The organism is Rhodococcus sp. BL-253-APC-6A1W, from assembly GCF_012843405.1.
GTDB lineage: Bacteria > Actinomycetota > Actinomycetes > Mycobacteriales > Mycobacteriaceae > Rhodococcus.
The window spans coordinates 238,041-258,390 of sequence record NZ_JABAFB010000003.1 but is presented as its reverse complement, the minus strand read 5'-3'; the positions used below and the strand labels follow the sequence as shown (position 1 = coordinate 258,390).

At 67.8% G+C, this 20,350-nt stretch carries 19 protein-coding genes; 7 read left to right on the top strand and 12 right to left on the bottom strand.

Features of this window, described 5'->3' with window-relative positions; genetic code table 11:
* Positions 1 to 173: 173 nt before the first annotated feature.
* The 3 genes from katG to HF877_RS05820 all read right to left on the bottom strand — a co-directional run bounded on the left by katG (position 174) and on the right by HF877_RS05820 (position 3,499).
* Positions 174 to 2,357 carry a catalase/peroxidase HPI gene (gene katG, locus HF877_RS05830; protein ID WP_346765072.1) on the bottom strand — a complete coding sequence of 728 codons (2,184 nt, stop codon included), beginning with the start codon at positions 2,355 to 2,357 and terminating at the stop codon, positions 174 to 176.
* A gap of 37 nt (positions 2,358 to 2,394) precedes the next feature.
* Positions 2,395 to 2,838: a Fur family transcriptional regulator gene (locus tag HF877_RS05825; RefSeq protein WP_169620224.1), complete on the bottom strand. Its 444-nt coding sequence runs from the start codon at positions 2,836 to 2,838 to the stop codon at positions 2,395 to 2,397.
* Positions 2,839 to 2,917: 79 nt separating this feature from the next.
* The gene (locus HF877_RS05820) at positions 2,918 to 3,499 is read right to left on the bottom strand and encodes a TetR/AcrR family transcriptional regulator (protein WP_169620223.1); all 582 of its coding nucleotides are present in this window, start codon (positions 3,497 to 3,499) and stop codon (positions 2,918 to 2,920) included.
* A gap of 86 nt (positions 3,500 to 3,585) precedes the next feature.
* Here HF877_RS05820 and HF877_RS05815 point away from each other — a divergent pair, with 86 nt between their 5' ends.
* The gene (locus HF877_RS05815; protein ID WP_169620222.1) at positions 3,586 to 4,728 is read left to right on the top strand and encodes an MFS transporter; all 1,143 of its coding nucleotides are present in this window, start codon (positions 3,586 to 3,588) and stop codon (positions 4,726 to 4,728) included.
* 90 nt (positions 4,729 to 4,818) lie between these two features.
* Positions 4,819 to 5,445, top strand: a complete 627-nt coding sequence (locus tag HF877_RS05810; protein WP_169620221.1) for a class I SAM-dependent methyltransferase — start codon at positions 4,819 to 4,821, stop codon at positions 5,443 to 5,445.
* A 117-nt stretch (positions 5,446 to 5,562) separates the two neighbouring features.
* On the opposite strand, the gene glnA is transcribed toward HF877_RS05810, so the two are convergent.
* Positions 5,563 to 6,999 (bottom strand): type I glutamate--ammonia ligase, encoded by a 1,437-nt coding sequence (glnA, locus tag HF877_RS05805; RefSeq protein ID WP_169620220.1) that lies wholly within the window; start codon positions 6,997 to 6,999, stop codon positions 5,563 to 5,565.
* A 210-nt stretch (positions 7,000 to 7,209) separates the two neighbouring features.
* Here glnA and HF877_RS05800 point away from each other — a divergent pair, with 210 nt between their 5' ends.
* On the top strand, positions 7,210 to 7,686 hold the full coding sequence (locus HF877_RS05800) for an RDD family protein (protein WP_169620219.1): 477 nt from the start codon (positions 7,210 to 7,212) through the stop codon (positions 7,684 to 7,686).
* A gap of 78 nt (positions 7,687 to 7,764) precedes the next feature.
* Here the strand turns inward: HF877_RS05800 and HF877_RS05795 are convergent, their stop codons facing one another.
* From HF877_RS05795 to HF877_RS05775, 5 genes are all read right to left on the bottom strand, one after another.
* A complete protein-coding gene (locus HF877_RS05795; RefSeq protein ID WP_169620218.1) occupies positions 7,765 to 8,505 on the bottom strand; it encodes a DUF4191 domain-containing protein in 741 nt (246 codons plus the stop codon).
* A 78-nt stretch (positions 8,506 to 8,583) separates the two neighbouring features.
* Complete coding sequence (gene lipA / locus HF877_RS05790) at positions 8,584 to 9,594, bottom strand: lipoyl synthase (protein WP_169620217.1); 1,011 nt, start codon at positions 9,592 to 9,594, stop codon at positions 8,584 to 8,586.
* A 55-nt stretch (positions 9,595 to 9,649) separates the two neighbouring features.
* Positions 9,650 to 10,429, bottom strand: a complete 780-nt coding sequence (gene lipB, locus HF877_RS05785; protein WP_169620216.1) for a lipoyl(octanoyl) transferase LipB — start codon at positions 10,427 to 10,429, stop codon at positions 9,650 to 9,652.
* Between the two features lie 145 nt (positions 10,430 to 10,574).
* Positions 10,575 to 12,710, bottom strand: a complete 2,136-nt coding sequence (sucB, locus tag HF877_RS05780; protein ID WP_169620215.1) for a 2-oxoglutarate dehydrogenase, E2 component, dihydrolipoamide succinyltransferase — start codon at positions 12,708 to 12,710, stop codon at positions 10,575 to 10,577.
* A gap of 304 nt (positions 12,711 to 13,014) precedes the next feature.
* Positions 13,015 to 14,526 (bottom strand): leucyl aminopeptidase, encoded by a 1,512-nt coding sequence (locus HF877_RS05775; RefSeq protein WP_169620214.1) that lies wholly within the window; start codon positions 14,524 to 14,526, stop codon positions 13,015 to 13,017.
* Between the two features lie 87 nt (positions 14,527 to 14,613).
* On the opposite strand from HF877_RS05775, the gene gcvT reads away from it, so the two are divergent.
* Positions 14,614 to 15,714 carry a glycine cleavage system aminomethyltransferase GcvT gene (gcvT, locus tag HF877_RS05770; protein WP_169620213.1) on the top strand — a complete coding sequence of 367 codons (1,101 nt, stop codon included), beginning with the start codon at positions 14,614 to 14,616 and terminating at the stop codon, positions 15,712 to 15,714.
* A gap of 33 nt (positions 15,715 to 15,747) precedes the next feature.
* On the top strand, positions 15,748 to 16,854 hold the full coding sequence (locus tag HF877_RS05765) for a branched-chain amino acid aminotransferase (RefSeq protein WP_169620212.1): 1,107 nt from the start codon (positions 15,748 to 15,750) through the stop codon (positions 16,852 to 16,854).
* 84 nt (positions 16,855 to 16,938) lie between these two features.
* Here the strand turns inward: HF877_RS05765 and HF877_RS05760 are convergent, their stop codons facing one another.
* Together HF877_RS05760 and cobT are read right to left on the bottom strand one after the other, a co-directional pair.
* Positions 16,939 to 17,703: an adenosylcobinamide-GDP ribazoletransferase gene (locus HF877_RS05760; protein WP_169620211.1), complete on the bottom strand. Its 765-nt coding sequence runs from the start codon at positions 17,701 to 17,703 to the stop codon at positions 16,939 to 16,941.
* Complete coding sequence (gene cobT, locus HF877_RS05755; protein ID WP_169620210.1) at positions 17,703 to 18,794, bottom strand: nicotinate-nucleotide--dimethylbenzimidazole phosphoribosyltransferase; 1,092 nt, start codon at positions 18,792 to 18,794, stop codon at positions 17,703 to 17,705. The genes HF877_RS05760 and cobT overlap by 1 nt, the downstream gene beginning before the upstream one ends.
* A gap of 122 nt (positions 18,795 to 18,916) precedes the next feature.
* Between cobT and HF877_RS05750 the strand changes: the two genes are divergently transcribed.
* Positions 18,917 to 19,141, top strand: a complete 225-nt coding sequence (locus tag HF877_RS05750; RefSeq protein WP_169620209.1) for a hypothetical protein — start codon at positions 18,917 to 18,919, stop codon at positions 19,139 to 19,141.
* Here HF877_RS05750 and HF877_RS05745 read toward each other — a convergent pair.
* Positions 19,138 to 19,809: a DUF3043 domain-containing protein gene (locus HF877_RS05745; protein ID WP_169620208.1), complete on the bottom strand. Its 672-nt coding sequence runs from the start codon at positions 19,807 to 19,809 to the stop codon at positions 19,138 to 19,140. The two genes, HF877_RS05750 and HF877_RS05745, sit on opposite strands and share 4 nt — an antisense overlap.
* 159 nt (positions 19,810 to 19,968) lie before the next feature.
* On the opposite strand from HF877_RS05745, the gene HF877_RS05740 reads away from it, so the two are divergent.
* Positions 19,969 to 20,319, top strand: a complete 351-nt coding sequence (locus HF877_RS05740; RefSeq protein ID WP_169620207.1) for an iron-sulfur cluster assembly accessory protein — start codon at positions 19,969 to 19,971, stop codon at positions 20,317 to 20,319.
* Positions 20,320 to 20,350: the final 31 nt, after the last annotated feature.

Genomic DNA, 20,350 nt, shown 5'->3' with positions numbered 1-20,350 from the left:
GCGTGATCGAAGTCACCCTCACGGCACTACAAGGGTACGCCGGTGCGGCGGGTCCCCGCGCCGCTTCGCCTCGGCACCGGCCACACGGCCCCCACACGACGAAGCCACCCGCCGAAGTGCGACGGGTGGCTTCGGTGTCGCGGTGCCGTCCGGCGGCACCGTTCCCGGACGGCTCAGGCCAGATCGAACCGATCGAGATTCATCACCTTGGTCCACGCCTTCACGAAGTCCTGGACGAACTGCGGCTGCGCGTCGTCGGTGGCGTACGCCTGGGACAGCGCCCGCAGTTGGGAGTTCGCGCCGAACACCAGATCGACGGCGGTCGCCGTCCACTTGACCTCGTCGGTTCCGCGCGCGCGGCCCTCGTAAATCCCCTCCGACGACTCCGACACCTTCCACTCCGTGCCCATGTCGAGCAGATTACGGAAGAAGTCGGTGGTGAGCACCTGAGGCCGATCGGTGAGCACGCCGTGGTTGCTGCCGCCGTGATTGGTTCCGAGGGCACGGAGCCCGCCGACGAGCACCGTCATCTCGGGGGCGGTCAGTGTCAGGAAATTCGCACGTTCGAGGAGCAGCTTTTCCGGAGGAAGCTTCTCCCCGCCCTGCAGGAAATTGCGGAACCCGTCGCTCTTCGGCTCGAGCACCGAGAACGACTCGACGTCGGTCATCTCCTGGGACGCGTCCGTCCGGCCCGGAGCGAACGGCACCGTGATGTCGTGTCCGGCCGCCTTGGCTGCCTTCTCGACCGCAGCACTACCCGCGAGCACGATCAGGTCCGCGAGCGAGACCTTCTTGTTTCCCGTCGCCGAGCTGTTGAAGTCGTCACGGATGCGTTCGAGCACCGGCAACACCGCGTTCAGCTGGGCAGGTTCGTTGGTCTCCCAGTTCTTCTGCGGCTCGAGGCGGACACGTGCGCCGTTCGCGCCGCCGCGCATATCGGTGCCGCGGAAACTTGCCGCCGACGCCCACGCGGTGGCCACCAACTGCGGGATGGTCAGCCCGGAGTCGAGGACCGTGCTCTTGAGCGACGCGATCTCGTCGTCGCCGATCAGCTCGTGATCGACGTCGGGCACCGGGTCCTGCCAGAGCTGCGGCTCCGGGATCCACGGCCCGAGGTACCGCGAGAGCGGTCCCATGTCGCGGTGCAGCAGCTTGTACCAGGCCTTGGCGAACTCGGCTTCGAGTTCCTCGGGGTGGTCGAGCCAGCGCCGGGTGATCTCGCCGTAGATCGGGTCGTATCGCAGCGCGAGGTCGCTCGTGAGCATGCCGGGCGCATGCTTTTTCGCCGAATCGAACGGATCGGGCACGATATCCGACCCGGCGTTGTCCTTCGGTGTCCACTGCCACGCCCCGGCAGGACTCTTGGTCTTTTCCCACTCGAACCCGTACAGCATTTCGAGGAAGGTGTTGTCCCACTTCGTCGGGGTGGGTGTCCAGATGACCTCGAGTCCGCTGGTGATCGTGTCGGGTCCCTTGCCCGTGCCGTACGAGTTCTTCCAGCCGAGACCTTGTTGTTCCAGCGGCGCAGCTTCGGGTTCGGGACCGAGATTGTCGGCGGGCGCAGCACCGTGCGTCTTGCCGACGGTGTGGCCGCCGACGATCAACGCGGCGGTCTCTACGTCGTTCATCGCCATACGGGCGAACGTCTCTCGAATGTCGCGGCCCGACGCGAGGATCTCCGGATTACCGTTCGGGCCTTCCGGATTGACGTAGATCAGCCCCATCTGGACCGCGCCCAGCGGGCCCTGCAGTTCGCGCTCGCCGGCGTAACGCTCGTCGCCCAACCAGGTGTCCTCCGGGCCCCAGAACACCTCGTCGGCTTCCCAGATGTCTTCGCGGCCGAATGCGAACCCGAACGTCTTGAATCCCATCGACTCGTAGGCGCAGTTGCCGGCGAAGACGATGAGGTCGGCCCACGAGAGGCTGCGTCCGTACTTCTGTTTGATAGGCCACAGCAGCCGACGCGCCTTGTCGAGACTGACGTTGTCGGGCCAGCTGTTCAGCGGAGCGAAGCGCTGCGCGCCCTTGCCTCCGCCGCCCCGGCCGTCGGCGATGCGGTACGTGCCCGCGGAGTGCCAGCTCATGCGGATGAAGAGGCCGCCGTAGTGCCCGAAGTCTGCGGGCCACCAGTCCTGGGAGTCGGTCATCAGCGCGATGAGGTCCTGGCGGAGCGCGTCGACGTCGAGGTTCTCGAACTCCTTCCGGTAGTCGAAGTCGGGTGGCATGGGGTTGGCCATAGGGGAGTGCTGGTGCAGGACTTGGAGGTCCAGCTGATCCGGCCACCAGTCCAGGGCGGTCCTGGGGCGATGGGGCTGCGGCTTGGGGGAGGGGACTGCCGGGTTTTCGCTTTCGGACACTGCGGGTTCCTTCCGGATCTGGGTGGATCGGACAGATTCAGGGCTGTGGTCGCGAAGCTGCCGATGAGGAGCAGCCGGGGCACAGACCCCAGAAGACGACCTCGGTTTCGTCAACGGCGAAATCGCCGTCGTCGTACCCGGTGAGACAGGGTGTGTCACCGGTCGCGCTGTTCACGTCTGCAATGACTCCGCACGCCCGGCAGACGAGATGGTGATGGTTGTCGCCGACGCGGGCCTCGTACCGCGCATGGGATCCCGACGGCTCGATCCGCCGGAGCATCCCCCGTGACGTCATCGCGTGGAGTACGTCGTAGACGGTCTGGCGAGAAATGCCGGGAAGCGCGGTGCGCACCGTGTCGAAGATCGTCTCGGCGTCGGCGTGCGGGTGTGTACCGGCGGCGTCGAGGACAGCGACTCGCTGGCGCGTCACGCGGAGACCTGCTGCGCGCAACTGCTGTGCTGCTTCCCTCGAGGTGGGCACCAGACCACTATGACCCACGTTTCTGGAATGAGTCGCGATTTCGGCCGATCCGTCGCGCAAGCAGCCCGCGCGGTCGCGGTCAGCCCTGGCTGTGGACCCGGACTGCCGCAGCGGCCAGTCGGCGTCCGGTCTCGATCGGCGCCGCCGGCCGGCCGCGGAGGAACGCTACGAGGGTGCCGTTGTAGGCCATGAGCACCTCGTCGGCGAGATCCTGGGCACGTGCCCCGGCCAGAGGACTGGAGAAGTGCAGAAGCCGGGTGGTGAGCAGTTCGGTGTCCGCGGAAAGGATCCGGCGGATGTCGTCCGTCGCGTCGGGAAGTTCGGTGGCGGTGGCCAGGAAGGCGCACCAGCGCCCGGGAGCGCCGCGTGTGTCGCGGTAGTCGGCAAGGGCGTCGAACAGTGCCAGCAACCGCGACGTGTCGTCGTCGGCCGCGATGATGTGCTGGTCCCATACGGCCTGCCAGTCCGCCAGCCGAAGCCGCAATACCTCGGCGACGAGTGCGTCCTTGCTGCCGAACTGCGCATACAACGTCGCTGCCGAGACTTCGGCGCGTCGCAGCAACTCGTCCACGGACGTGGCGCGGATGCCGCGGTCGAACAGCATGCTCTCGGCCGCGTCGAGCAGTCGGGTGCGCGCGGGGGATCGCTGGGCTACGGACACCATCCCACTGTAACGCTCGTTCTGACAGAGGCTCCGTTTCGGAGTACTGTAACGAGCGTTCTGGTTCCGGCTCGGTCGGACGTGCGATGCGAACCCTCGTGGTCAGCGGCATGGCTCTGATCGCGGCGACCTACGGGTTGGCGCGCTTCGGCTACGGACTCTTCCTCCCACGCTTCACCGAGACCTTCCAGATGGGCTCCACCCTCGCCGGAGCCGTTCAGGCGGGAAGCTTCCTCTCCTATTGCTGTGCGGCTCTGACTGCCACGCGTCTCGGTGCGCGCCCCCGCCTGGTCGTGGTCTGCGCCGGATCGACGGCAACCGTGGGAGCCGCAGGCGTTGCGCTGGCACCGCACGTCGGCCTCTTTGCGCTGGGCGTGATCGTCGCCGGGGCAGGTGCCGGGTTCGCGACTCCGGGGCTCGTCACTCTCATCGAACGCAACGTCGCCGCCGCGCGGCAGGAGAACGCGCAGACCATCGTCAACGCCGGCACCGGCGCCGGAATCGTCGTCGCGGGCATCCTTCTGATCCTGACCGCCGGGCACTGGCGTGTCGGATGGCTGGTCATCGCGCTCGCGGCTGGGCTCGCAACGGTCGCAACTCTGCGCGCCGACCGGTCGACGCCGCGTCGCCGTCGGTCCGCTCGTCCGTCTCGGGTGAAAGCCGACGACGTGGCTGCCCTCGCCCGTCCGCTCGTGGCCGCGACGCTGGCCGGTGCGTCGAGCGCCGCGATCTGGACCTTCGGGCGCTCGGTGATGGCCGATTCCGGAGCAGGCGACGAGACACTGTCCATCGCGGCCTGGATGGTCCTCGGGGCATTCGGGATACTCGGCGCCGCCGCGGGGAAGATCGTGCAGACCTGGAGCCTGCGGATTGCCTGGGTCGCCACGACCGCGGTCATGGCGACAGCGACCGTCCTTCTCGGGGTGGCTCCCGGCATACCACCCGCCGCGTACGTCTCGGTGGCAGCGTTCGGGGCGAGCTACACCGCGATGAGCGGGGTCCTCATCGTCTGGGCGGTGCGGGTGGTGCCGGATCTCGCCGCCGAGGGGACTGTCGTGCTGTTCATCGCCCTGGCGGTCGGGCAGGCGGCCGGTTCGGTAGCGCTCGGAGTGCTGCTGGGAGCATCACCGGTCCTCGCCTTCGTAGTTGCCGGCGCGCTCGGGATCCTCGCCGTGCTGCCGGCCGTCCGTGACCCCGCGGCAGCAGGGTCGAGGCGCGCGACGCGGTGAGTGTCGGGGTCCCCCCGTCGGTGCCGGGATTACAAGACTTGCCTATGCAGGCAGGAGCAGATACGCCGACCCATCACCGATGATGGCGGTATGGAGAACGCGAGCACACCCGTCGTCGACACCGTCCGCGAGTCGTACTCGGCCAGATCCCAGGAGTATGCGGATCTCTTCGGCTCCGCGGCGTCGGCGCATCCGTTGGACCGGGCGCTGATCGGCAGCTGGGCCGACACTGTCTCCGGTCCCGTGCTCGACGCCGGATGCGGCCCGGGTCAGTGGACGGATTTCATGGCCGGGCGCGGACTGGCCGTGAGCGGCGTCGATCTCGTTCCCGAATTCGTCGAGCGCGCTCGTGAGCACTATCCGGATCTCTCGTTCGGGGTCGGCACCTTGGACGCACTGGACATTGCGGCGGAGTCGCTGGGAGGTGTGCTGTCCTGGTTCTCGCTCATTCACCATTGCCCGCGGGACATCCGGACTCCGCTCGCCGAATTTGCGCGCGTAATCCGGCCGGGCGGTGGGCTTTTGGTGGGCTTCTTCACGGGACCAACCCTCGAGGCCTTCGAACATGCTGTGACAACCGCCTATCGGTGGCCTGCCGCCGAACTCGGCCATGAGTTGGACAGGGCCGGCTTCCGGACCGTGGAGACACATACACGCACCCGGAACGACCACAGGCCCCTCGCCGCGATCACCGCGATCAGAAAGACTGCAGGATAACGAAACTGGTCCGCTCGCCCGACGTGGGGCAAGCGGACCAGTTCTCGAAACTACCGCGGAAGTCTTGCTGACGACACGCTCCCAGGGGAGTGTTCGGCCGTCAGCGCATCACGAGACTCAGCAGTCGAAGTACAGCTGGAACTCGTACGGGTGCGGGCGCAGGTTGACCGGAGCGATTTCCTGCTCACGCTTGAGCGAGATCCAGGTCTCGATCAGGTCGGTGGTGAACACGCCACCCTCGGTGAGGTACTCGTGGTCGGCCTCGAGGCGGTCGATGACCGCGTTGAGCGACGTCGGAGCCTGCGGGATGTTCTTGGCCTCCTCCGGCGGAAGCTCGTAGAGATCCTTGTCGACCGGAGCCATCGGCTCGATCTTCTTCTTGATGCCGTCCAGGCCGGCCATCATCTGCGCGGCGAAGTTCAGGTACGGGTTACCCGAGGAGTCGGGCGCGCGGAACTCGAGGCGCTTGGCCTTCGGGTTGTTGCCCGTGATCGGGATACGGACCGCGGCCGAACGGTTGCGCTGGCTGTAGACGAGGTTGATCGGCGCCTCGTAGCCCGGCACCAGACGGTGGTACGAGTTGATCGTCGGGTTGGTGAACGCGAGCAGCGACGGCGCGTGGTGCAGGATGCCGCCGATGTACCAGCGGGCGAGGTCGGACAGACCCGCGTAGCCGGACTCGTCGTGGAACAGCGGCTTGCCGTCCTTCCACAGCGACTGGTGCACGTGCATGCCCGAGCCGTTGTCGCCGAAGAGGGGCTTCGGCATGAAGGTGGCGGTCTTGCCGTTCTTCCACGCGGTGTTCTTGACGATGTACTTGAACAGCTGCAGGTCGTCGGCAGCCGAGAGCAGCGTGTTGAACTTGTAGTTGATCTCCGCCTGTCCGCCGGTGCCGACCTCGTGGTGGGCGCGCTCGAGCTCGAAGCCCGCGAGCTGCAGGTTGGTGGAGATCTCGTCGCGCAGGTCCACGTAGTGGTCGTACGGCGCAACGGGGAAGTAGCCGCCCTTCGGGCGAACCTTGTAGCCACGGTTCGGGGTGCCGTCGGCGTTGTAGTCCACACCGGTGTTCCAGGCGCCGGAGATGGAATCGACCTCGTAGAACGAGCCGTTCATCTTGGAGTCGTAGGACACGGAGTCGAAGATGTAGAACTCGGCCTCGGCGCCGAAGTACGCGGTGTCGGCGATGCCGGTGCTGACCAAGTACTCCTCGGCCTTGCGCGCGACGTTGCGGGGGTCGCGGGAGTACGACTCGCGAGTGAAGGGGTCGTGGACGAAGAAGCTCACGTTGAGCGTCTTGGCGGCACGGAAGGGATCGATGCGCGCAGTGGTCACGTCCGGAAGCAGGAGCATGTCCGACTCGTGGATGGACTGGAAGCCACGCACGGACGAGCCGTCGAAGGCCAGGCCGTCCTCGAAGACGTCCTGATTGAACGCCTTCGCCGGGATCGAGAAGTGCTGCTCGATGCCGGGCAGGTCGGTGAAGCGGATATCCACGTACTCGACGTTTTCGTCCGCGATGTACTTGATGACCTCTTCGGCCGTGGTGAACGCCACGCTTGTGCTCCTTCAGTCGGTGCGCGCCATGGTGCTGGGGCGCCTGCGTCGGATCAGACGGTATGGACCTGGTGTTGCCCGCCCATCAAACCTATGTTTCGACGGTGTTACGGCTCGCATTGCCCCTGCTGTCAGGGCAGAAACGTGGTAGAGGTCACCGCCGGTGCATGGGATCATGGTGGTCCGCAGCGACCAGCCTATCCTGGACGTATGGCACGTATGACGGGCAGTTGGCTTTCCGGACCTTCCGCGGCGCTCCCGAAGGGGCAGCAGGAAGAGCAGGCGTACTCCGGCGAACTGCTCGGCCTTCCCCAGCACGGACCCGGGTCTCTCGTGTCGACGGCGCGCCGCGTGCTGGCACTGTCGCTCGACTGGTTCCTGTCGATGGCGATCGCGGCGAGCCTGGTCGGCGAGAACCCGCTCGAAAGCTCCCGCCTCTCGGGATACACGTTGATCATCTGGTTCGTCGTCGGCGTCGTGACCGTCGCGCTGTTCTCGTTCACCCCCGGCCAGTTCCTCGCCGGCGTGCGCGTCGCTCGCGTGGACGCGCCCGTCCGGGTCGGTATCGTCCGGGCGCTCGCACGCCAGATGCTGATCGTGTTCGTCGTCCCCGCGACCGTCACCGACGTCGACGGCCGCGGCCTGCACGACCGCGCGACCGGTACCGCGATCGTCCGCGCCCGCTAGACGTCCCTGACCGCACCGAAAAGCCGCCCCGATCAGTGGATCGAGGCGGCCTTTGCGTGGAACGGAGGGAATGCGGGGTCAGCGGCGACGGATCGTGCGCTGCACGCTGCGCATCTTCGCGCCGGCGGGCAGCGGACCCTTCGGCATGGCCGGTCCGGTCTTCTTGGTGCTCAGCGCCGAGAGACGACCCTCGATGGTGTCCATACGCTTGGTGTCGATGTTGCGGGGAAGCTTCGACAGGTGCTTCTGGAGCTGCGAGAGCTTGACCTGTCCCTCGTCGTTTCCGACGATCACTTCGTAGATCGGCGTGTCGCCGACGAGGCGGGAGACGCGCTTCTTCTCCTGAGCCATGAGGCCCCGGACCCGGCCGGGGTTGCCTTCACCGACGAGAATGACGCCGGGGCGGCCGATGACGCGATGGACCGCGTCGAGCTGCGTCGTCCCGGCGACCGCCTGCGTGACGCGCCAGGCGCCCTGAAGGTTGTCCAGTGCCCAGGCTGCTGCGCCGGCCTGTCCGTCGGCCTTCGTGTACACCGACTTCTGGACGCGGCGCCCGAAGATGATGAACGCGAGAAGCACGCCCACGAGAATTCCGATGGGCAACAGGAACCACTGGATCCCGAAGATCAAACCGATGAGGAAGAACACGACGATCGATGCGACGAGCGTCCCGATCATCCACGGAAGGAGAAGCTTGTCTTCCTTGCGCTGAATCTGGAACGCCTGCCACAACTGGCCGCGACGCTCCTTCGACGCCTGCTTCCGTGCGGCTTTCGCCGCAGCCTTCGCTTCCTTGTCGCTGCTACTGCCCTTGGCCATACCCACAAGGATACGGCCCCGGTGGTGGCGCATTCGCCACCACCGGGGCCGACCGGACAGCGTCGCCGATCCAGAGCGTCAGCTACCGAATCGGGCGAGGACCGCGCCCGCCTCTTGCGATGCGGTGCCTTCCTCGGCGAGGTGCGCCTGTGCTGCGGGCAGTTCGCGGCCGTGATGGGCCATGGCCTGCGCGTAGAGACGGCCGGCGCGGTACGACGAGCGCACCAGCGGACCGGCCATCACGCCGGCGAACCCGATGGAGCGGGCGGTGTCGGAGTGCGCTACGAACTCTTCGGGCTTGACCCACCGCTCGACGGGATGGTGCCGCGGCGACGGCCGCAGGTACTGCGTGATGGTGATGATGTCGCACCCGGCGTCGTGCAGGTCGTGCAGCGCCTGGGTGACCTCCTCGGGCGTCTCGCCCATTCCGAGGATGAGGTTCGACTTGGTGACGAGACCGAATTCGCGGGCCGCGGTGATCACGTCGAGCGACCGCTGGTAGCGGAAGGCCGGGCGGATGCGCTTGAAGATCCGCGGCACCGTCTCGACGTTGTGAGCGAGTACCTCGGGACGGGACTCGAACACCTCGCGCAGGAGGTCGGGCTTGCCGTTGAAGTCGGGGATCAGGTTCTCGACACCGGTGCCGGGGTTGAGTTCGTGGATCTGCCGCACGGTCTCGGCGTACAGCCACGCGCCGCCGTCGGGGAGGTCGTCGCGGGCAACGCCGGTGATCGTCGAGTATCGAAGGCCCATCGCCTGAACGGATTCGGCGACACGGCGCGGTTCGTCACGGTCGAGTGCCGCGGGCTTGCCGGTGTCGATCTGGCAGAAGTCGCAGCGCCGCGTGCACTGTTCACCACCGATCAGGAACGTCGCCTCACGGTCTTCCCAGCATTCGTAGATGTTGGGGCACCCGGCCTCTTCGCAGACCGTGTGCAGGCCCTCGCGTCGTACAAGGCCTTTGAGCTCGGTGTATTCCGGGCCCATCTTCGCCCGGGTCTTGATCCAGTTCGGTTTACGTTCGATCGGCGTCTGAGCGTTTCGGGTCTCGATCCGCAGCAGTTTGCGTCCTTCTGGGGCCACAGTCACGTCCTCGATCGTACGCCCGCGCTCACACCGTGACCCGGTCGGGGAGCGCCGCCGGTCAGAACTGCACAGTGGTGAATTCCGGGGCGCGTGAGGAGCCTTCGGCCGCGGCGGCGGCTTCCTCGAAGGTGACCCGGTCGATGTCGGATGTGGTGACGGGAATCCGTCCGTCGAGCGCATCGAGCACGGCCTCGGTCACCGCCGGGGTGACGTCGTCGATCGTGATCTCCCTGCCGAGTTCCCCGGTCAGTGATGCGACACCGGCGTCGCGGATTCCGCACGGCACGATCGAGTCGAACGCATCGAGCCTGGAATTGCAGTTGAGCGAGAAGCCGTGCATCGTGACGCCGCGCTGCACGCGGATCCCGATCGCAGCGATCTTCCGCTCGGGCACCCACTGCCCGTCGCGCAGTTCCCCGGGCAGCCATACCCCGGAGCGTCCCTCGATGCGGCCACACGTCAGTCCCAGGTCGGTGCACACCGTGATGAGTGCCTGCTCGATCCGGCGTACGTACCCGACGACGTCGATGGGCTCAGCGAGTTTGATGATCGGATATCCGACAAGCTGGCCGGGACCGTGCCAGGTGATCTTTCCGCCCCGGTCGACATCGATGACGGGGGTGCCGTCGGTGGGACGGTCGCCGTCCTCGGTGCGCCGGCCCGCGGTGTAGACCGCGGGGTGTTCGAGCAGCAGCAGGGTGTCGGACCCGGTGCCGTCGGCGCGGGCGTTGAGGATCTCCCGCTGCCGCTCCCACGCCTCGAGGTACCCGATCGACCCGAGATGCACCACGGTGACCGGCGCGGTATCGGAACGGGCGGACGCGGTGGGGTTGCTCATGTATCCGGACTTTACGCCGGTCGGGTCGAAGCGGAACGGCCCGTACCGCCACCGCACGACGAAAAACGGGGGCGCCGTCGTGATGACGGCGCCCCCGCTATCGGTGGAGCACGAACGTGATCTTCAGCCGATCACAGACCGAGGATCACAGACCGAGGTCGGCCTCGAACGCGGCTTCCTCGAGACGATGCTTGATCGTCGTCAGGAACCGGCCGGCATCGGCGCCGTCGATGAGACGGTGATCGTAGGTGAGCGGCAGGTAGCACATCGACCGGACGCCGATCGACTCGTTGCCGGTCTCGTCGGTCACCACCACGGGGCGCTTGACGATCGCGCCCGTACCGAGCATCGCGGCCTGCGGCGGCACCAGGATCGGGGTGTCGAACAACGCGCCCTGGCTTCCGATGTTGGTGATCGTGAACGTGCCACCGGCCAGCTCGTCGGGCTTGAGACCGCCGCTGCGCGTGCGCTTGGCGAGGTCGGCGATGGCCCGTGCGAGCCCTGCCAGCGACAGGTCGCCGGCGTTGTGGATCACCGGGGAGAGCAGACCCTGCTCGGTGTCCACGGCGATGCCGAGGTGTTCCGCCGCGTGGTACGTGATCTCCTTCTTGCCCTCGTCGAACGACGCGTTGACGTTCGGGTGCGCACGCAGGGCCTCGACGACAGCCTTCGCGAAGAACGGCAGGAACGTGAGGTTCACGCCCTCACGCTCGGCGAACGACTTCTTCGCCTGGGCCCGCAGCTGGGCGATCTTGGTCATGTCGACCTCGAAGGTCTGCGTGAGCTGCGCCGTGGTCTGCAGCGACTCGACCGTCTTCTTCGCGGTGATCTGACGGATCCGGTTGACCTTCTGCGTGGTACCGCGCAGATCGGCCAGTTCGGGACGCACACCCGGTGCGGCACCGGACGGTGCGGACGGAGCGGACTTCGCGGGAGCCTTCTCCTCGGTGGCCGGAGCCTTCTTCGCCTCCGCGGCGGCAAGCACGTCCTGCTTGCGGATTCGGCCACCGACACCGGTGCCCTTGACCGTGGCCAGGTCCACATCGTTCTCCGCGGCGAGCTTGCGCACGAGGGGAGTGACGTACGGGCTGGACCCGTTCGACGAGTCGCCGGACGAGGACGCGACAGCCTGCGGAGCCGGAGCCGACGCGGCCTGCTCGGCCTTCGGGGCGGCCGGCGCGGGCTTGCTCTCGGCAGGCTTCTCGGCGGCCTTGGGAGCCTCCTGCTTGGGAGCCTCCTGCTTGGGAGCCTCTTGCTTGGGCGCGGGCTTCGCCTCGGGTTCGGCGGGCTTCTCGGCGGGGGCTTCGGTGCCGATGACGGCGAGCTGTCCGCCGACCTCGACGGTGTCGTCCTCCTGCGCGGTGATCTCGGTGAGGATACCGGCGACGGGGGACGGGATCTCGGTGTCGACCTTGTCGGTGGAGACCTCGAGGAGGGGTTCGTCGGCGGCCACTTCGTCGCCGACAGCCTTGAGCCACCGGGTGACGGTGCCTTCGGTGACGGACTCGCCCAGTGCGGGCATGGTGACCGGGGTGCCTTCGCCGCTGCCACCGGAAGCAGCCGGAGCGGACTGCTCGGGCTCGGACGGCTCCGACTCGGACGGCTCGGGTGCCGCTTCCTCGGACGGAGGCGTGGAGGCAGGCGCGGCGGCCGGCTCTTCCGCCGGCTTCTCCTTCTCGGCGGGGGCCTCGGTGCCGATGACGGCGAGCTGTCCGCCGACCTCGACGGTGTCATCCTCCTGCGCGGTGATCTCGGTGAGGATACCGGCGACGGGGGACGGGATCTCGGTGTCGACCTTGTCGGTGGAGACCTCGAGGAGGGGTTCGTCGGCGGCCACTTCGTCGCCGACAGCCTTGAGCCACCGGGTGACGGTGCCTTCGGTGACGGACTCGCCCAGTGCGGGCATGGTGACCGGGGTGCCTTCGCCGCTGCCACCGGACGAAGCGGGAGCGGATTCCGCGGGAGCTTCCTCGGCTGCGGGTTCCTCTGCGGGCTCTTCGGCGGCGGACTCTTCGGCAGGAGCGGCGTCGTCGGCCGACTCGCCGGCGTCACCGATTACAGCGAGTTCGCCGCCGATCTCGACTGTGTCGTCTTCCTGAGCGACGATCTTGACCAGGACGCCTGCAGCGGGCGAGGGGATCTCGGTGTCCACCTTGTCAGTGGAGACTTCGAGCAAGGGCTCGTCGACATCGACCGTGTCTCCTTCCTGCTTGAGCCATCGCGTGACAGTTCCCTCGGTGACGCTTTCACCAAGCGCTGGCATCTGGACGGAGAAGGCCATGTCTGTTGACTCCTCGACGGTTGTGTTCGTGTGTGTTGAGTTGTACCGACTCGTGGTCGACAACCATTGTGTGGTCGTCACCATTGTGCTCGAGGCCGGAGACTCGTGCGGGTGCTTCAGGGGTAGACGGACCGCTGCCCAAGCGAGGCATGGCCGTAACCATCCTTGCACTCATCGTCTCGGCGCGGTTGCAGAGGGGCAGCACCGTCTCACACCGCGGACAGTGCGCGCCCTGCTCGCAGCGCACGGTGGCGCTGGGAGCAGGACGCGCCCGCAGTGCGGTCAGCCGTGCTCGGCAGTGTGGTCAGCCGTGCTCGGCGATGTCCTCGATGACGGTGATCATCGTGCGTACCGGCACTCCGGTCCCGCCCTTGCCGACGTACCCGAAGGGGCCACCGGTGTTGAACGCCGGCCCCGCCACGTCGATGTGCGCCCACTGGACGCCCTCGGCGACGAATTCCTTCAGGAACAGGCCTGCCGCGAGCATGCCGCCCCATCGGTGCGGAGTGACGTTCGCGAGATCCGCGACCCGCGAGTCGAGGTCACGGCGCAGTTCCTCCGGCAACGGCATCGGCCAGCCGTTCTCGCCGACCTCCTGGGACAGCGCGGCAACCCGATCGCGGAACTCCTCGGTGCCCATCACACCGGGGGTGCGATTGCCGAGGGCGACCATCTGCGCGCCGGTCAGCGTTGCGGTATCGATGAGGTAGTCGGGCCCGTCCTCACACGCACGCACGATCGCGTCGGCGAGCACGAGACGACCCTCCGCGTCGGTGTTGATGACTTCCACCGTCGTTCCGCCGTACTGGGTCAGCACGTCGCCCGGACGCTGCGCCGTCGAGGACGGCATGTTCTCGGCCATCGGAACGGTGGCGACGACGTCGGCGGCGACACCGAGCTTGGCGGCGAGCACCACGGTGGCGACGACGGCGGCGGCACCGGCCATGTCGGAGGTCATCGCTTCCATGCCGGCAGCGGGCTTGATGGAGATGCCGCCGGTGTCGAACGTGATGCCCTTGCCCACGAGGGCGATCTTCGGCGCCTTCCGCTTCTTCGCCGAGTACGACAACCGCACCAGACGCGGCGGCCGCGACGAGCCCTTGCCGACGCCGACGATTCCGCCGTAGCCCTGCTTCTCGAGGGCCTTCTCGTCGAGCACCTCCACCTTCAGCCCGGCAGCTTCACCCAGTGCCTTCGCGCGCTCGGCGAACTCGGCGGGGTAGAGGTGGCTCGGCGGGGTGTTCACGAATTCGCGGGCAGTCGCCACCGCCTCGGCGATTGCGGTCGCCCGGGCGAGAACGGCCTTGGCCGCCCGGTCGCGCACGGACGGAACGAGCAGTTCGATGCGGGTCGCGGGGCGCGCGTCGTCCTTCGGCGCCGACTTCGCGGAACGGAACTCGGTGAACGTGTAGGAACCCAGCGCGAAACCTTCGGCGGCGGCACCGAGATCGACCGACGACAGGGTGGTCGCGACGGTGGTGACACCGGTCAGCGCACGCGCTGCTGCACCGGCGGAACGACGGACCTGTTCGGCATCGATACGGTCCGCGGCTCCGAGGCCGACGGCGAGCACGCTCGCGACGGGAAGTCCGGCCGGCGCGGGCACCCGGGTGAGTTCTTCGCTTCGGCCCGTGGCGCCCACCGCCTGCAGGGTATCGAGCAGTTCGCCGAGCACCGCTTCGTCGACAGGACCGTCGCCGAAGAGGATTTCGGGACCGTTGTCGGACGAGGTGAGTCCGATGACGAGAACGTCGGCTCGCTTGGATACCGAACCGGCGAGTGCGAGTTCGGGAAGTGCGGGGGTCGGTGTGCTCACAGGCAACTCCTAGGAAGCGGGGGTGATGGCTTCGATGCTAGTGACCACCGTCCGAACGGTCGCAGCGGTGGGATAGCGTCGTGCGACATGAGTGACGAGGAACTCCAGCAGGGGCCCATCCACGCCGTCCATGTCGAACTCGGCGCCACCTTCGCACCGTTCGGTGGCTGGGAGATGCCCGTCTCCTATGCCGGGACGGTCGCCGAGCACACCGCGGTCCGTGAGGCCGTGGGCCTGTTCGATGTCAGCCACCTGGGTAAAGCCCTGGTCCACGGCCCGGGCGCTGCCGCATTCGTGAACGCCGCGCTCACCAACGACCTCGCCAAGATCGGCCCCGGCAAGGCGCAGTACACCCTGTGCTGCACCGAGACCGGCGGTGTCACCGACGACCTCATCGTCTACTACGTCTCCGACGACGAACTGTTCCTCGTTCCCAATGCGGCGAACACCGCCGCAGTCGTCGAGGCGCTGTCCGCCGCGGCACCGGACGGGGTGACCGTCTCGAACCAGCATCGCGACTTCGCGGTGTTCGCCGTGCAGGGACCGCGGGCCGAGGACGTGCTTGCCGGCCTCGGGCTGCCCACCGACATCGCCTACATGGGTTTCGTCGACGCCGACTACCAGGGCATGCCGGTGCGGGTGTGCCGCAGCGGCTACACCGGTGAGCGCGGGTTCGAGGTGCTGCCCCGCTGGGACGACGCCGAGACGGTGTTTCGCGCGCTCGCGGCGTCGGTCCGTGACGCCGGTGGGCAGGTGGCAGGCCTCGGCGCTCGCGACACGCTGCGGACCGAGATGGGTTACGCACTGCACGGGCACGAGCTGTCCGTCGACATCTCGCCCGTCCAGGCACGGGTGGGCTGGGCCGTCGGCTGGAAGAAGCCGCAGTTCTGGGGTCGCGAGGCGCTCATCGCCGAGAAGGAATCCGGACCGGCGCGGCGCCTGTGGGGTCTGCGGGCCGTCGACCGCGGGGTGTTGCGCCAGGGGCTGACCGTCTCCCGTGACGGCGTGCCCGTCGGGCAGACCACGTCCGGAACGTTCTCCCCCACCCTCAAGATCGGTATCGCGCTCGCGCTTCTCGACACCGCCCCGGGAATCGCCGCCGGTGACGAGGTCACGGTGGACGTGCGGGGCCGGTCGTTGCGGGCCGAGGTCGTGAACCCGCCGTTCGTCGAGGACCACACGAAGTAGATCCGTTTCCGCTGATTGTTAGGATTGTCGTTCATGACAGGTGTCCTCGAATTCGTCCGCGTCCCGCATTCCTCACCCAGCTCTGCGGAGCGGCGACAGGAGATTCTGTCCGAGCCCGGATTCGGGCAGTACTTCACCGACCACATGGTGTCGATCACCTACACCGAAGGTGTGGGCTGGCACGACGCGAAGGTCGAGCCGTACGCCCCGATCCAGATCGATCCCGCTGCCATGGTGCTGCACTACGGCCAGGCGATCTTCGAAGGACTCAAGGCGTACCGGCAGGCGGACGGCAGCATCTCGTCGTTCCGGTTGAGTGCGAATGCGGCGCGGATGAACCGGTCCGCCGAGCGCCTGGCCATGCCGTACCTGCCGCCGGAGTTGTTCGAGAAGTCGGTCCGCGAACTGCTCGACGTCGACCACGAGTGGGTTCCCGCGGCGGGCGGGGAGGAGTCGCTGTATCTGCGGCCCTTCATGTTCGCGACCGAGCCTGCACTCGGCGTGCGGCCCGCCCACGAGTACCGATACCTCCTCATCGCCTCTCCCGCCGGCGCCTACTTCCCGCGCGGCGTGCGCCCGGTGAGCGTGTGGCTCTCGCGTGAATACGTGCGCGCCTCGCCCGGCGGCACGGGTGCCGCGAAGTTCGCCGGCAACTATGCGGCGTCGCTCGTCGCGCAGGCCCACGCCGCCGAGCAGGGTTGTGACCAGGTGGTGTGGCTCGACGCGATCGAACGCAAGTACGTCGAGGAGATGGGCGGGATGAACCTGTACTTCGTGTACGGGTCCGGCGCGGATGCGCGTCTCGTCACCCCGGAACTGTCGGGGTCGTTGCTGCCCGGCATCACCCGCGACTCGCTGCTGACTCTCGCCACGGATTCCGGTCTGGTCGTGGACGAACAGCGGATCAGCACCGACGAGTGGCGTGAGAAGGCCGCAAGCGGGGAGATCACCGAGGTGTTCGCGTGTGGAACCGCAGCCGTGATCACCCCGGTCGGCAGAATCAAGGACAAGGACGGCGAGTTCATCATCGGAGACGGCGAGCCGGGACCGGTGACGATGGCGCTGCGCGACACGCTGACCGGTATCCAGCGCGGCACGTTCGCCGACACGCACGGCTGGATGACGACGCTGCGCGCGTAGATCAGCCCGCAGAGATCTGCACCCGGAGAGGGTCGCGACCGTACCGACGGTCGCGGCCTTCTCTGTTTCGGCCGGTCGGCTCTGTCAGAGCGCGGTTGCAGCCACCAGTGCGACCGCCGCGACCGTGCCTTCCAGCGCCGCGCCGAGCACGTCGCCGTTGAGTCCGCCGAACCGGCGGGCGCAGTGCCGCACGAACAGAGCCGACAACACCAGCGCCACGAGTACGGCAAGCGGGCCGAGCCACGGCGTTGCGGGCGTGGTCAGGACGGCAGCGGCTGTCGCCGCGACCAGCCACAGCGCGATCGGAAGCGGACCCTGCGTTCCGGCCACCAGGGTGCCGAAGCCGCTTCCCGGCGCCGCGGGCACTCCTCGGCGGCACGCGAGCACCACGGCGACCCGGCCCACGGCTACCGCAACGAGGATCGCCGCCCATCCACCGGCGTCCGCGAGCGCGCCGAACGACGCCGCCTGAATGCCGAGTACGACGATCGACGCGACGACACCGAACGGCCCCGCTCCGCCGCTGTGCATCACTTCCCGGGCACGTTCGGGCGGTCCGTAACAACCGAGACCGTCGGCCGTGTCGCTCAGCCCGTCGACGTGCATCCCACGGGTCCCGACGGCGAGCACACCGACACAGAGCAGTCCCGTGGCGAAGACCGGCGCACCGGCGGTGCTCGCTACCCAGGACACCGCGGCCGCTGCTGCACCCAGTACCAGGCCGGCGACGGGAGCGGCGGTGATCGCCCGGCCCGCGACCGTTCTGTCGATGTCGTGCGGGCCCCGCGCGGGAAGGACGGTCAGCCACGAGAGCGACAGCGACACGCCGTCGATCCACCGGCGCAGCATCACCCGGCGGTCTTGGTGGGAGCCTCGTCGCGGGTACTGACTCCGGCCTCCGAGAACGTCGCCATGCTCGCCAGGATCTCCACCGCACCCTGCACGACGGGGAGTGCGGCCACCGCGCCCGATCCTTCGCCCAGCCGCATGTCGAGATCCAGAATCGGTTCGAGTCGCAGGTGGCGCAGCGCGATCGTGTGGGCCGGTTCGGCGGACCGATGCCCGGCGACCCACCATCGTGCTGCGCCCGGGGTCAGTTCTTCGGCCACCATCGCCGCAGCGGTGACCACGACGCCGTCGAGGATCACGGGCGTGCGGCGTACCGCAGCCTGCGACAGATATCCCGCCATGGCGGCGAAATCGGCACCGCCCGCTGTGCGCAGCAGGGCGATGGGATCGCGGGTGTGCGGACGTGCACGCCGCATCGCGTCGCGGATGGCGGTGACCTTGCGCATCCAGCCGGCGTCGTCGACTCCGGTGCCGCGGCCGACGGCGGCGACAGGTTCGGTGCTCGTCAGCGTCGCGATGAGGACGGTGGCGGGGGTGGTGTTACCGATCCCCATGTCACCGGCGATCAGGAGATCCGCCCCTTCGTCGACTTCTCGGTCGGCGAGTGAGCGACCGGCCTCGACCGCCCGTACCGTCTCGTCGTGGGTCAGCGCGTCTTCGCGGTCGATGCTCCCGCTCGAGCGCCGGATCTTGAAGGTGGACACCTCGGCGGGGGTGTCGCCGTCCACCGCCATATCGACGACGCGGACGCCTGCTCCGGCAGCGCCGGCAAGGACGTTCACTGCTGCTCCGCCTGCTACGAGGTTGGCGACCATCTGGGCCGTCACCTCCGGCGGGTATGCGGAGACACCGTTGCGTGCGACTCCGTGGTCACCGGCGAAGACCACGACGCGGGGCCGCCGGAACGGGTGCGGGGGAACTTCGCCCTGGCATGCGGCGACCCAGCAACCGAGGACCTCGAGACGGCCCAGTGAGCCGGCAGGCTTGGTCAGGTCCCGCTGTCGTTCCTCGGCGACGAGTCGCACCTCCCTGTCCGGTGCGGTCAGCTGGGGGAACTCGATACCGGCGGGTGAGCCGGGGGTGCTGGTCACATGTCACCTCTCGCGTGGGGAATCACCGACTGACGCTATCAATTCGCCCTGTGGCACAAATCCGACGATGGATGTCTTTTCTGCCACTTTCGCTCGGAGATCATCACCCGCAGGCTGGCACTATGGCGGACATCATAGTGATCATGGGCTTTCTCCTGGCACTCGCGGCCGCGCCGGAGATCGGCCGGTTCCTCCCGGCTGCGCGGCCCCGGTGGGTGGCGCGGGCCTGGTGGCGGACCAACGCCTTCCGGCCCGGAGAGACGAATCGGCCGCAGCCCGAATTGTCCGAGGACGAGCGGGCCGCGGCCGAAAACCACGATGTGTGCCGAGCGGGCGAAGATTCCTAGACGGCGTCGCCGGGCTTGACCCGGGGGAGCGGCGCGCGGAGCTTGCGGATCTGCGACGCGCGGACGAACGCGTACCAGCCCAGCCCGAATCCGCCCTGGGCGGAGTCGGGATAACGCTCGCGGACCTTCCTGTTCACGAGACGGCCGAGGTAGATCCCCTCGATCACCATCAGCAGCATCAGGAGGAACATCGCCAGCGTGACGTACTGCTGCACGACGGGGCCGAGGAACATCGACATGATGAGCACCAGCGCGAGCGGCATGAAGAGGCCGACGAGGTTGCGGCGGCTGTCGACGAGATCGCGCACGTACGCGCGCTCCGGGCCCCGGTCGCGGGGAAGCAGGAACTTCTCTTCGCCGGCGAGCATCCGGTTACGGCGCTCGGATGCGGCCGCGCGACGCTCGGCTGCAGCGGCTTTGCGCTGGTCTTTCGACTGCGACTTGCGTGCGGCTTTGCGCCGCTCGCGCGCTTCCTTCGCCGTCATCGGGGCCGGGGCGACCGGGCCGCGACGGCGGCTTTCGGCGTCTCGGCGCTTGGGCGTCGGGCGGCCCTTGCCGGTGGTGACCTTCGGGGCGGCGGCGACAGCCTCCCCGTCGGGCAGGGCCTCGGGCACGGGAACCTCGTGGTCGGCGGACTCGTCGGAACCGCCGCGGCGTAGCAACTTCACCCTTCCAGGCTATGGGATATTCGCGAGAACGGGTAAACCAGGCTGCAATACCACTGTGTTGCGCGACTCGTTCACGGGGAATACATCCGGGCGCGGTACCGTTGAGGCATCCGGGTCCGACACGAACCATAGGTCCGACACGAAATACAGGGAGCGCCCATGACTGTGCAGCAAGAAACCGACACTCACGGCGTCGTCCTGACCGAGGCCGCCGCCTCCAAGGCGAAGGCACTTCTCGATCAGGAGGGCCGTGACGACCTCGCACTGCGTATCGCCGTGCAGCCCGGCGGCTGCGCCGGTCTTCGATACCAGTTGTTCTTCGACGATCGCAGTCTCGACGGCGACCTGATCAAGGACTTCGCCGGCGTCAAGCTCGCTGTGGACCGTATGAGCGCTCCGTACGTCGAAGGTGCGGCGATCGATTTCGTCGACACCATCGAGAAGCAGGGCTTCACGATCGACAACCCGAACGCCACGGGTTCGTGCGCGTGCGGTGATTCGTTCAACTGAGTCGGTCTCGAGAGGGCCTCGGTGCGAGAGC

Bases quoted from the DNA above. Each gene is read 5' to 3' on its own strand.
- gcvT (WP_169620213.1), top strand. From the start codon at position 14,614: ATGAGTGACGAGGAACTCCAGCAGGGGCCCATCCACGCCGTCCATGTC.
- HF877_RS05765 (WP_169620212.1), top strand. From the start codon at position 15,748: ATGACAGGTGTCCTCGAATTCGTCCGCGTCCCGCATTCCTCACCCAGC.
- HF877_RS05810 (WP_169620221.1), top strand. From the start codon at position 4,819: ATGGAGAACGCGAGCACACCCGTCGTCGACACCGTCCGCGAGTCGTAC.
- HF877_RS05760 (WP_169620211.1), bottom strand. From the start codon at position 17,703: ATGCTGCGCCGGTGGATCGACGGCGTGTCGCTGTCGCTCTCGTGGCTG.
- sucB (WP_169620215.1), bottom strand. From the start codon at position 12,710: ATGGCCTTCTCCGTCCAGATGCCAGCGCTTGGTGAAAGCGTCACCGAG.
- HF877_RS05815 (WP_169620222.1), top strand. From the start codon at position 3,586: ATGCGAACCCTCGTGGTCAGCGGCATGGCTCTGATCGCGGCGACCTAC.
- HF877_RS05750 (WP_169620209.1), top strand. From the start codon at position 18,917: ATGGCGGACATCATAGTGATCATGGGCTTTCTCCTGGCACTCGCGGCC.
- HF877_RS05800 (WP_169620219.1), top strand. From the start codon at position 7,210: ATGGCACGTATGACGGGCAGTTGGCTTTCCGGACCTTCCGCGGCGCTC.
- HF877_RS05795 (WP_169620218.1), bottom strand. From the start codon at position 8,505: ATGGCCAAGGGCAGTAGCAGCGACAAGGAAGCGAAGGCTGCGGCGAAA.
- HF877_RS05740 (WP_169620207.1), top strand. From the start codon at position 19,969: ATGACTGTGCAGCAAGAAACCGACACTCACGGCGTCGTCCTGACCGAG.
- lipB (WP_169620216.1), bottom strand. From the start codon at position 10,429: ATGAGCAACCCCACCGCGTCCGCCCGTTCCGATACCGCGCCGGTCACC.